The sequence below is a fragment of the Microbacterium sp. T3-8 genome, assembly GCF_055398145.1.
The window spans coordinates 3,106,281-3,117,683 of sequence record NZ_AP027918.1 but is presented as its reverse complement, the minus strand read 5'-3'; the positions used below and the strand labels follow the sequence as shown (position 1 = coordinate 3,117,683).

Below are 11,403 nucleotides of genomic sequence, written 5' to 3'. Positions count from 1 at the left end.
GGTGATGTTCTCGAGGAGCGCCCGGGTGGCGCAGGCAGGAGCCGCAGGCGCGCACAGCGCCGCGGGCAGAGGCTGACGATCGGCCGGAGGCGGATGCCGTCTCCGGTGCTTCATCGTTCCCTCCACCTCCACCTCCACCTCTCGACTCGTCCTTCCGCGGCGAGCATCAGACGAAAGCATCCACTCCCATGCGTCCCATCGACGAGCGCGCCATCCGCGCCTCCTTCCGCAATGCCTCCCGCAAAGAGGTCTCCGACCTGAACCTGCCCGCCGGTTTCGCCGACATCGATTTCGACCGGATCGACTATCTCGGCTGGGTCGACCCCAAGGCGCCGCGTCGCGCCTACGTGATCACCGAGGTGGACGGCGAGTTCACCGGCGCCCTGCTGCAGCAGGCCGAGCAGCGCGTGATCGCCCGCGCCCAGTGCTCGTGGTGCGAGGACGTCACGCTCCGCAACGACGTGCAGCTGTTCACCGCGCGCAAGGCCGGACCGGCCGGTCGCAAGGGCGACACGATCGGCACCCTGGTGTGCGCGAACTTCGGATGCTCCGAGAACGTGCGCCGGCTGCCCCCGCTCGCCTACGAGGGCTTCGACCGCGAGCTCGCCCGCGACCTGCGCATCGTGAAGCTGGGCGAGCACGTGCGCGCCTTCCTCGCCGGCCTCGACGCCTGAGGGAGTCTCGTGCGGGGACGCTTCGACGGGCTCAGCGACCCACAGTCCGAGCTGGGTCCCTGAGCCTGTCGAAGGGCACCCCCGCTCAGGGGGCCGTGACGATCTCGATGGTCGTCACGGCCTCCTCGTGGTCGCACGCCTCGCCGACCCAGAGACGGATCCGCCCGGGCTCGACCCGGCGCACGCCGTCGCGCCCGGTGAAGGCGAGGCGCTCGGTGGGCACGTCGAACGTGACGCGCCTGCTCTCACCGGCGGCCAGCCCGATCCGCTCGAATCCGATCAGCTGAGCCACGGGGCGCACGACGCTCGCGACCTCGTCGTGCGCGTAGAGCTGCACGACGTCGACGCCGTCACGCCCTCCGGCGTTGCGCACCTCGACTGCGACGCGGAACGAGGCTCCCGGGACGACCGTCGCATCGGCCTCGATCGCCGTGTGCGTGAACGACGTGTAGCCGAGTCCGAACCCGAAGGGGCGAGTGGGCGTGGGGTCGACGCTCGTGATGTCGGTGCGTCCGCCGAGCACGGGGTGCAGGTACGAGTACGGCTGCGCGCCGGCGGAACGCGGCAGGGAGACGGGCAGACGCCCCGAGGGGTCGACGCGTCCCGTGAGCAGGCGTGCGAGAGCGGGGGCGCCCTCCTCGCCGGGGAAGAACGTCTGCAGCACCGCAGCCGGCCGGCGCGCGGCGGGAGCCTCCTCCGAGACGTGGGCCGCCGCGGGGGAGTTCACGGCGCCGAGACCCGCGGATGCTCCGCCCGGCGTCGCACGCGGCGGCAGCGCCCAGTCCAGGGCGTAAGGGCGACCCGTCATGGCGACGAGCACCACGGGCGTGCCGGTCTCGACGATCGCCTCGACGAGTTCCCGCTGCACGCCCGGCAGATCGAGGGTGTCGACGTCGTTGCCCTCGCCGACCGTTCCGCGGCCGAACAGCCCCGCGCGGTCGCCCACGACGACCACGGCGAGATCCGCGGCTCGCGCGGTGGCGACGGCATCCGCGATCCCGCTGCGGTCGTCGCCTTCGGCGGCGCAGCCGACCGCGTGCGTGACGGTCGCGTCCGGCAGCTCGGCGCGCAGGGCCTCGAGCACCGTCGGCAGGGCGATGCCGGCGGGCGTCGAGGGGTGGTGGGCGAGCACGTGGTTGACGAAGGAGTAGCAGCCCATCAGCGCCTCGGTGCTGTCGGCGTTGGGGCCGATCACGGCGATGCGCCTGGCGGCGTCCGCGACCAGGGGCAGGGTGCCGTCGTTGCTGAGTAGCACGATCGACTCCTCCGCGAGCTCGCGGGCGAGAGCGCGGTGCGCGGGGGAGTCGAGATCGACGGCCGTCGGCGGAGTGCTGGTGAAGTCGGCGTCGAGCAGCCCGAGCTCCTCCTTCTGCGCGAGCACACGACCGACCGCGCGATCGAGCAGCTGTTCGGCGAGCGTGCCCTGGCGCACCTGCGCCGCGAGCGTGGTGTACGCGTCGGGCGAGGGGAGCTCGACGTCGATGCCGGCGGTGAGGGCCAGAGCCGCGGCCTCGGACGAGTCGGCGGCGACGCGGTGCATCGAGCGCAGGAAGTCGACGGCGAAGTAGTCCGACACCACCACGCCGTCGAAACCCCACCGCTCGCGCAGGATGTCGTCGAGGTAGTGCGCGTCGGCCGCCACCGGGATGCCGTCGATGTCGGTGTACGAGTTCATGACGCTGCGCACTCCGCCCTCGCGCACGGCCATCTCGAACGGCGGCAGCAGCACGTCCTCGATCTCGCGCCCACCGGCGTGCACCGGCGCGTGGTTGCGCCCGGCGCGCGACGCCGAGTACCCCACGAAGTGCTTGAGCGTCGCGTGCACGCCCTGCGACTGCATGCCGCGCACGTAGGCGGTGCCGATCACGCCGACGACCAGGGGGTCCTCGGCGATGCACTCGTCGACGCGCCCCCACCGCGGATCGCGCACGACGTCGAGCACGGGGGCCAGCCCCTGGTGGATGCCGAGCGTGCGCATCGACGAGCCGATCGCCGCGCCCACCCGCTCCACGAGCGCCGGGTCGAACGACGCTCCCCAGGCGAGCGGCGTCGGATACGTCGCCGCCTGCCATGCCGCGAGGCCGGTCAGGCACTCCTCGTGCACGAGCGCGGGAATGCCGAGGCGGGTCTCGCGCTGCAGGCGGGCCTGCTCCGACCACAGCCATGCGGCGCGCTCGCCGGGGTCGACGGGTCGGGTGCCGTAGACGCGCGTGAGGTGGCCGATGCCGTGCGCGGTGGCCTCTTCGTAGCGCGTCGAGGTCTTCTTCTCGCCGGCCATCGGGGCGACGACCTCGTCTCCCTGGTCGACCCAGAACCCGACCAGCTGTGCCTGCTTCTCATCGAGGGTCATCTCGGCGAGGAGCGCGGCGACGCGCGGCGAGAGGGGCGGGCGCGGGGTCTGCGTCGACGCGGTGGGCGTCGAGCGCGCAGTGGTGTCGTGTGACACGATGATCTCTTTCCGTACGGAGTGCGATGGGGCGCCGATGGCGCGTTCAGCCCTTGACGGCACCGGTCAGCCCGCCCACGATGCGACGCTCGAACAGGCTGAAGAAGATGAGCGCGGGGATCATCGACAGCGACGTGAACGCGAGCACTTTGGCCGTGTCGACCGAATACTGCGACGAGAACGACTGCACGCCGAGCGGGAGGGTGAACGCCGAGGCGTCGTTGAGGATGAACAGCGGCAGCAGGTAGCCGTTCCAGCTGCCGATGAACGCCAGGATGCCGGTGGTGATGACCCCCGGCAGAGACAGCGGCAGCACCATGCGCCAGAAGAAGCCGATGCGGCTGCAGCCGTCGATGAAGGCGGCCTCCTGGATCTCGTCGGGGATCGCCCGGAGGAACGGCACGAGGATGATGATCGTGGTGGGCAGGGCGAAGGCGATCTGCGGGAGGATCACGCCCCCGAGGGAGTTCATCAGGCCGAGGTTGCGCACCACGATGTACAACGGCGTGATCGCGACCGTCAGCGGGAACATGAGCCCCGCCGCGAAGAAGGCGTAGAGCACGCCGCGGCCGGCGAACCGGTAGCGGGCCAGCACGTAGGCGGCCATGAGTCCCAGCGCGACCACCCCGGCGGTGGTGGCGACCGCGACGATCGTCGAGTTCAGCACCTGGCGCCAGAAGATCCCTCCGGTGATCACGTCGAGGTAGTTCGAGAACACCCACGGCTGCGGGAGACCGGAGGGGTCGGTCGTGATCTGCGCGTTCGTACGGAAGCCGCCGATGACGATGTAGGCGATCGGGGCGAGCATGAGCCCGACGACGATCAGCGCCACGAAGTACACGGTCGGGTGCGCCCAGGGCAGGCGGGGACGGGCGGAGCGCCCGGTGCGCCCGTGACGCTGCGTCACGAGCAGCGAGGTGGCGGTCATCGGTTCTTCCTCTTCTTCTTCGCGGAGGCGGGCCCGGTGAGGGCGCCCTCGGTGTCGCGCTTGAGCACGGCGCGCTGATAGATGAGGGCGACCACGAGCGAGATCAGGAACAGCACGACGGCGACGGCGTTGCCGTAGCCGAAGTTGCCGGCGTTGCGGCCCTCGCCGACCATGTACGTGGCCATGGTCGAGGTGCCGGCGGTCGAGGCGATGTACTGCCCCCAGATGATGTAGACGAGATCGAACAGCTGCAGCGAGCCGATGATCGACAGGAAGGCCCAGATGCGCAGCGTCGGGGCGAGCAGCGGCAGCGTGATGCGCCACTGGATCTGCCAGTACGAGGCCCCGTCGATCGCGGCCGCCTCGTGCAGCTCCTCGGGAATCCCCTGGAGGCCCGCGAGGAAGAGGATCACGGCGAACCCCACGTACTTCCAGGTGATGATGACCATCAGCGTCCAGATCGCGATGTCGGGATTCGACAGCCAGTCCGCCGCCAGCCACCCCAGACCCGCGTTCTCGAGCAGGGCGTTGAACGCGCCGCTGGTCTGGAGCATCAGGCTCCACCCGGTGCCGACGACGACCTCGGAGATCACGTAGGGGATGAAGATGAGCACCCGGATCAGCGACTGCCCGCGCATGCGCCGGTTGAGCAGCAGCGCGAGCAGGATGGCGGCCGGGCCCTGCAGCACGAGCGACATCACCAGGATGAAGCCGTTGTGCGCCAGGGCGTCGTGGAACAGCGGGTCCTGCAGGATCGTCAGATAGTTCTTCAGACCCACGAAGTCGGTGGGAGCCCCGTACCCCTGCCAGCTGAAGAAGCCGTAGTACGCGGCCATCAGCACGGGGAAGATGACGAAGGCGAGGAAGACGACCAGGGCGGGCCCGGCCAGAAGGATCACTTCCAGCCGGGCGGCCGCCTCACGCCTTCGCAGCGGCATCCTGGACAGCCTTGACGATGTCTTCCGGTGATCCCTGACCCGCGAGCATGTCGACGACGGCGACGTTGAGGGCGTTGCCGACGTTCTGGCCGTAGACGGTGTCGAGCCACTGCGACGCGTACGGCGCGGCGTTGTAGGCCTCGAGGATCGACTGCAGGTACGGCTCGGTCACGGCCTCCTGCGCCACCGTGTTCACGGGCGGGGCGTTGAACGCGGTGTAGTACGCGGTCTGCACCTCGGCCGACCCGAGGTAGTTCAGGAAATCGACGCAGGCGTCCGGAGCATCGACCGAGCACGAGTACCCGTCGACGCCGCCCATCATCGAACCGGGCTCGCCCTCGCCACCCTCGATCTCGGGGAACGGGAACCAGGCGAGGTCGGCGAGCGGCTGCTGGTCGGGAGTCAGGGAGCCGATGACACCGGGGTTCCAGGCACCCATCAGCTCCATGCCGGCCTGGTGGTTCGCGATGAGTCCGGCCGAGCTGCCCGCACCCTGCTGGGCCGTGGTCGTGAGGAATCCGGAGTTGAACGGCTCGGTCGCGGCGAAGGCCTCGAGATCCTCGCCCGCGCGCACCCAGCAGTCGTCGTCGAAGTTCATCTCGTCGGCGGCCTTCGCCAGCGTGTCGGCGCTGCACTCGCGCAGGGCCATCCAGTAGTACCAGTGCGCGGCGGGCCAGGCGTCCTTCGCGCCGAGCGCGATGGGTTCGATGCCGGCGGTGCGCAGCGCGGCCGTCGCGTCCTCGAGCTCGGACAGCGTCGTGGGGTTCTCGGTGATGCCGGCCTCGTCGAAGAGGTCCTGGCTGTAGAACAGCCCGCCGGGCAGCACGGCGACGGGCATCGCGTAGATCTTGTCGTCGAGGCTGCTGGCCGAGAACGCGGCGGCGGGGATCTCGTCGGTCACGGCATCCGACAGCGAACCGGTGAGGTCCTTGAGCTGACCGGCCTTGACCATCGCGGCCATCTTGCCGCCTCCGCGCTGCAGGAAGATGTCGGGCGCATCGCCGGAGTTGAGCGCGGTCTGGAGCTTGCCGTCGAGATCTTCGTTCTGGATCGACTGGACGGTGATCGAGACGCCGGGGTTGGCCTCCTCGAAGTCGGCGACCGTCTTCTCCCAGAACTCGACGCCGGGGCCGGTGGTCGAGTTGTGCCACAGGGTCATCGACGAGCCGTCGCCGTCGCCGCCGTCGGGAGTGCCGCCGGTGCATCCGCTCAGGACGAGCGCGCCGACGGCGGTCAGTGCCGCCGCGGCGGCGAGGGAGTGCCTTCTGCTGTTCATGTGATCGTTCTCCTCATCGAGAGTGTGTGCATCCGCGCCGATGCGGACGCTCGCGGCAGCAGGATGAGACCGCGTCGCAGAGCAGTCTCTTGCCGGAGATGACGGGCGTCAAACGTTTTCGAAAACAGTTTCCGAAAGCCCGACGTGTGCGGATACGATGGGCGCTCATGAGCGGGCGGACCACGATCCACGACGTCGCGAAGGCGGCGGGAGTCTCGGTCTCGACCGTGTCGAAGGCCGTGAACGGCCGGTACGGCATCGCCGACGACACGGTGCGTCGTGTGCTCGACGCGGTGCGCGAGCTCGGCTACGAATCGAGCCTCGTGGCCAGCAGCATGCGCGCGCGGCGCACCGGCGTGATCGGGGTGCTGCTCGCCGACTTCGAGCCCTTCAGCGCCGAGATCCTCAAGGGCGTCGGCGCCGCGGTGCACGACACGGCGTTCGACCTGCTCGCCTACAGCGGGTCGCATCAGGGCGCGGGGGAGGGGTGGGAGCGCCGATCGTTGAGCCGCCTCTCCGGCACCCTCATCGACGCCGCGATCATGGTGACGCCGACGATCGTGAACGCCGCCACGGAGATCCCGGTGGTCGCCGTCGACCCGCATACCGGCCGCGCCGATCTGCCGACGGTCGAGTCCGACAGCTTCGGCGGCGCACTGACCGCGACGCGTCATCTGCTCGAGCTCGGTCACCGTCGCATCAGCTTCCTCGGCGGGCGCCCCGACCTGCGCTCCGCGGGCCTGCGCGACGCCGGCTATCGACGCGCGCTTCGCGATGCCGGCCTGCCCGTCGACCCCGACCTCATCCGTCCCGGCCTCTACGAGTGGCAGACCACCCGGGACTCGGCGCGCGTGCTGCTCGCCGGCCCGGATCGCCCGACGGCCGTGTTCGCGGCGAACGACCTCTCGGCGATCGCCGTGATCGACGTCGCACGCGAGATGGGCATCCGGGTGCCCGAGGACCTCTCCGTGATCGGCTTCGACGACGTCCCCGAGGCGTCGCGACGCGCACAGCCGTTGACGACGATCCAGCAGCCGATGCGCCGACTCGGCTCGGTCGCGGCCGAGATGGTGTTCTCGCTGCTCGCCGGCGAGCAGCTCGACGAGCTCCACGTGACCCTGCCGACCCGACTGGTCGTGCGCGGGACGACGGCCCCGCCGCCGGAGTCGCCGGGGCGCTGAGCCCGTCTCGTGCGAGACCCTCCGTCAGCCCCCGGTGACCGCGCGCACGTGCGCCATGGCCGGGCCCTCGAGCGTGTCCGACAGCCAGGCGAACTCGGCGAAGCTGCGGGTGCCCGGCCAGTCGGCGGGCAGCATCGACGGGGGCAGACCCGGGTCGAGGTAGGGGAGTGTGCGCCAGCGGTCGAGCAGGTGGACGTACGCGGCGAACGGCTCGGCGGGCAGCGTCGTGAGCGACTCCTGGAACCGGCGGTGCTCGTCGGCGAGCGCGTCGAGATCCCACCAGGACGCCGCCGACTCGGCCGGCGTGCGATCGGTCACCGGCATCCCGGCGGGGAAGAGTGTGACCCACGCCCGCGCCCCGACCTCGTCGACGATCTGCCGCACCTCGTCCTGCAGGTGCCCGGGGCAGATCCACAGGGCGGAGGACACGACCCCCGCGCCGATCCAGTGCAGGCGCCGGCGCAGCTGATGCCGCACCGCCCGCTCGGTCTCGGGGATCGAGAACGACACGAGGCACCAGGGATCGGCATCCGTCATCTGCCGCATCGCGAAGATGCGCCGATCGCCGCGCTGCAGCATCGCCAGAGCGGCCGGGTTCAGGCGGTACCCGACGGCGTCGCGCCGCTCGGCCAGCAGCAGGCCCTTCTGCTTGAGGCGCGCGATGCCGGTGCGGGCCTGCGCGGCTTCGATCCCGAGATCACCGGCGAGCGAGACGAGATCTGCCGTCGAGATCCAGCCGAGCGGGCGCAGGAACAGGCCCACGACCGTGCGCAGCAGTGACGCCGTGCTGCCGGGGCGCGCGTCGATGTCGTCGACGACGGATGCCGCCGCCCCCGCGCCCTCCGCCGTCACCGTCATGCGCGCAGCGCGTCACGCACCGCCAGCACGCCGGTCACGGTCTCGACGTGCGAGGTGCTCAGCGGGGACAGGCCCAGGCGGATGCCGTCGGGGAACCGGAAGTCGGGGATGACGCCCTCCGCCCAGAGCTTCTGCGTGACCTCCCGGAAGTCGGGGTGCCCGATCGTGACGTGCCCGCCGCGCAGGTCGGCGTCGCGCGGGCTGAGCAGCCGCACGCCGAGCGGGGAGAGCTGCTCGTCGAACGCGCGCACCGCGAGGTCGGTCAGCGAGCGGGACTTCGCGCGCACCGCATCGATGCCGGGCTCCTCGATCAGGTCGAGCATCCCCTGCATCGCCAGCATCGAGGTGACCGGCGGCGTGCCGCTGAGCAGCTGCCGGATGTCGCCGGCGGGCACGTACTCCGGCCCCATGGCGAAGATGTCGGCGGCGCTCCACCACCCCTGGATCGGCTGGCGCAGCGTGCCCTGGTGTGCACGGTTGAGATAGGCGAACGCCGGGGATCCGGGGCCGCCGTTCAGGTACTTGTAGGTGCAGCCGACCGCCATGTCGACGCCCCACGCGTCGAGGTGCATCGGAACGACGCCCGCCGAGTGGCAGAGGTCCCACATCATGAGCGCGCCCGAGGCGTGCACGGCATCCGTGATCGCGGGCATGTCGGCCAGCGCGCCGGAGCGGTAGTCGACGTGGCTGAGCGAGACGATCGCGGTGCGCTCCGACACGACGGCGACGACGTCGGCGACGCTCACGCCGAGCACGGGGTCGGGCTCGATCCAGCGCAGCGTCATGCCGGTCTCGAAGGCGACGCCCTCGGCGAGGAATCGGTCGGTGGGGAAGTTGCCCGCCTCGATCACGAGCTCGGTGCGGGTCGGGTCGGCGGCGGCCGCGGCGCGCATCAGCTTGTAGATGAGCACGCTGGTCGAGTCGGCGACGACGGTCTGACCGGATGCCGCGCCCAGCGCGACGCGGCCGATGCGGTCGCCGAGCTCCATCGGCAGCGCCATCCACTGCTCGTCCCACGACCGGATGAGGCGCGTGCCCCAGTCCTCGCGCACGAAGGCCGCGAGCCGCTCCGGGATGTCGCGCAGGGGGCGGCCGAGCGAGTTCCCGTCGAGGTAGGCGTCGACGCCCGGGGCATCGGCGAAGGCGTCGAGGTGCGCCGCGAGCGGATCGGCGGCGTCGAGGGCGCGGGCGTGCTCGAGAAGGGCGGAGTCGAGAACGGCGGAGTCGTGGAGGTCGGTCATGTCACACCTTCAGGTCTTCGGGGAGGAGGGGGCGGGCGCGGAGCGGGTCGGGGGAGGTGCCGGGCGCTCCGGGGATGACGAGCGGTCGCGCGCCGGGGTCGCGCGGGTCGAGCGGTGCCAGCGCCCGCAGCAGGGCGTCGTCGTCGAGACCGGCGTCGCGGAGCGCCGCGATCTCGCCCGGGTTCAGACCGACGGGTGTCGGGCCGTTGCCCATGTCGGTGCCGTAGAGCACCGTGCCCCCGGCGGCGTGGAAGCGTCGCACGTTCCCGACCGCGACCGCGCGGTTCGCGTCGTCGTGCACGGCGAGCGTCGAGATCCAGGCGACGGATGCCGCCTGCGCGGCGATCTCGTCGTCGTCGAGCACCTCGGTGAAGGGAGCATGCGCGAGGCGCGCGACACCGAGTCGCGCGAGGCGCTGCGCCTCGCCCGGTCCCTCCGCGTGAGCGGTGACCGTGAGGCCGTGGGCGGCGGCCAGGTCGACGATCGTGCGGATGAGCTCATCGCCGAACACCGGTCCCGCGGTCGTGTTGCTGGCGATCTTGAGGCACCGGGCACCGGCATCCGCCATCTCGTCCACCGCCTCGGCGGCCTGCGCCGCGTCGTTGATCTCGCGCACCGAACCCGCCGGGGCCCACGCGCGGTCGGAGGGGTAGCCGCCCGGGGCGGTGAGGAAGGCACCGGCGTATTCGAGGCGGACGGGGGCGAGCGTCTCGCCGAGCCGTGCGATCTCCGTCACGTTCGCCCCGAGGTCGATGACGCGGCCGAGGGTCGAGGCGGCGAGGCCCGTCGTGTCGACGAGCTGCAGGTGCACGTGGTGGTCGGTGAACCCGCCCGTCACGACGCCGTCGAGGCGGGGGAGCTGATCGGCCGGGGTCGCATCGCGCACGATCATCCGTCCGTCGAGCACGTCGATCACGCCCTCGCGCCATTCCTCGCCGTCGAAGAAGGTCGCCGCCCTCATCAGCTGCCGATCTCGGTGCGCACGGCGTAGAGCTCGGGGAAGAAGGTCAGATCGAGCGCGCGCTGCAGGAATCCGACGCCGCTGGAGCCGCCGGTGCCGACCTTCATGCCGATCGTGCGGGCCACGGTCTTGAGGTGGCGGAAGCGCCAGAACTGGAAGTTGTCCTCGAGGTCGACGAGGTCTTCGCACGCCTCGTAGAGGTCCCAGTACCGGCTCGGGTCCTGGTAGATCTCGCGGATCGCGGGCACGAGCTCGGTCGTCATCCGGTAGGGCTCCCGCACGTCGCGGTCGAGGATCTCAGCGGGGATCGGCAGCCCACGGCGGGCGGCGAAGCGCAGGAACTCGTCGTACAGGGTCGGCTTCTCCCACTCGGCGGTGAGCAGTGCGAGGTTGGCGGGGTGATCGCGGAAGACACCGAGCATCTTCTCGTTCTTGTTGCCGAGGGCGAACTCGACCGCACGGTACTGCACCGACTGGAAGCCCGACGAGTTGCCCAACGCGCCGCGGAACTGCGCGTACTCGGTGGGGGTGAGGGTCGCGAGCACCGCCCACTGCTGGGTCATGACGTCCTGGATGCGCTTGACCCGGGCGATGCGCTTGAGGGCCTCGCGCAGGTCGTCGCGGGCGAGGAGCTCCCGCGCCGAGGAGAGCTCGTGCAGCAGCTGCTTGAGCCACAGCTCGGTGGTCTGGTGCTGGATGATGAACAGCATCTCGTCGTGGTGCTCGGGGCTGCTCACCGGACGCTGCGCCGTGAGCAGCTGGTCGAGCCCGAGGTACGACCCGTAGGTCATCTTGCCTTCGAGGTCGGTCACGATCCCGCCCTCGAGCGCACGCGTGTTCTCGGCGGTGGTGTTCTCGGCGGGGGTGGCCTGCGTGGCCGGGGTGCTCTCGGGATTCGGG

Annotated in this window: 10 protein-coding genes; 2 read left to right on the top strand and 8 right to left on the bottom strand. The window is 70.9% G+C overall.

Translation table 11 applies throughout. The annotated features are described in order from the left end of the window. The first annotated feature begins 188 nt into the window (after positions 1-188). On the top strand, positions 189-674 hold the full coding sequence (locus ACZ5Y9_RS14995; protein ID WP_247624655.1) for an FBP domain-containing protein: 486 nt from the start codon (positions 189-191) through the stop codon (positions 672-674). A gap of 85 nt (positions 675-759) precedes the next feature. Here ACZ5Y9_RS14995 and ACZ5Y9_RS14990 read toward each other — a convergent pair whose 3' ends face one another. From ACZ5Y9_RS14990 to ACZ5Y9_RS14975, 4 genes are all read right to left on the bottom strand, one after another. Further along, positions 760-3,024 (bottom strand): beta-xylosidase/alpha-l-arabinosidase, encoded by a 2,265-nt coding sequence (locus tag ACZ5Y9_RS14990; protein ID WP_464472748.1) that lies wholly within the window; start codon positions 3,022-3,024, stop codon positions 760-762. Between the two features lie 142 nt (positions 3,025-3,166). Next, positions 3,167-4,048, bottom strand: a complete 882-nt coding sequence (locus tag ACZ5Y9_RS14985; RefSeq protein ID WP_464471690.1) for a carbohydrate ABC transporter permease — start codon at positions 4,046-4,048, stop codon at positions 3,167-3,169. After that, positions 4,045-4,986, bottom strand: coding sequence for a carbohydrate ABC transporter permease (locus ACZ5Y9_RS14980; RefSeq protein ID WP_247624657.1), 942 nt, complete (start codon positions 4,984-4,986; stop codon positions 4,045-4,047). The genes ACZ5Y9_RS14985 and ACZ5Y9_RS14980 overlap by 4 nt, the downstream gene beginning before the upstream one ends. After that, the gene (locus ACZ5Y9_RS14975; RefSeq protein ID WP_247624658.1) at positions 4,967-6,262 is read right to left on the bottom strand and encodes an extracellular solute-binding protein; all 1,296 of its coding nucleotides are present in this window, start codon (positions 6,260-6,262) and stop codon (positions 4,967-4,969) included. Before ACZ5Y9_RS14975 ends, ACZ5Y9_RS14980 begins: the two co-directional genes overlap by 20 nt. A gap of 167 nt (positions 6,263-6,429) precedes the next feature. Here ACZ5Y9_RS14975 and ACZ5Y9_RS14970 point away from each other — a divergent pair, with 167 nt between their 5' ends. Continuing rightward, entirely contained in the window at positions 6,430-7,443 is a 1,014-nt protein-coding gene (locus ACZ5Y9_RS14970; protein WP_464471689.1) for a LacI family DNA-binding transcriptional regulator, read from the top strand. 24 nt (positions 7,444-7,467) lie between these two features. Here the strand turns inward: ACZ5Y9_RS14970 and ACZ5Y9_RS14965 are convergent, their stop codons facing one another. The 4 genes from ACZ5Y9_RS14965 to ACZ5Y9_RS14950 are packed head-to-tail and all read right to left on the bottom strand — an operon-like array spanning position 7,468 to position 11,294. Further along, positions 7,468-8,301: a PaaX family transcriptional regulator gene (locus tag ACZ5Y9_RS14965; protein ID WP_247624660.1), complete on the bottom strand. Its 834-nt coding sequence runs from the start codon at positions 8,299-8,301 to the stop codon at positions 7,468-7,470. Continuing rightward, positions 8,298-9,542, bottom strand: coding sequence for a kynureninase (locus tag ACZ5Y9_RS14960; protein WP_464471688.1), 1,245 nt, complete (start codon positions 9,540-9,542; stop codon positions 8,298-8,300). The genes ACZ5Y9_RS14965 and ACZ5Y9_RS14960 overlap by 4 nt, the downstream gene beginning before the upstream one ends. Position 9,543: 1 nt before the next feature. After that, entirely contained in the window at positions 9,544-10,503 is a 960-nt protein-coding gene (locus tag ACZ5Y9_RS14955; RefSeq protein ID WP_247624662.1) for an amidohydrolase family protein, read from the bottom strand. Further along, entirely contained in the window at positions 10,503-11,294 is a 792-nt protein-coding gene (locus ACZ5Y9_RS14950) for a tryptophan 2,3-dioxygenase (RefSeq protein WP_247624766.1), read from the bottom strand. Before ACZ5Y9_RS14950 ends, ACZ5Y9_RS14955 begins: the two co-directional genes overlap by 1 nt. Between the last annotated feature and the right edge of the window lie 109 nt (positions 11,295-11,403).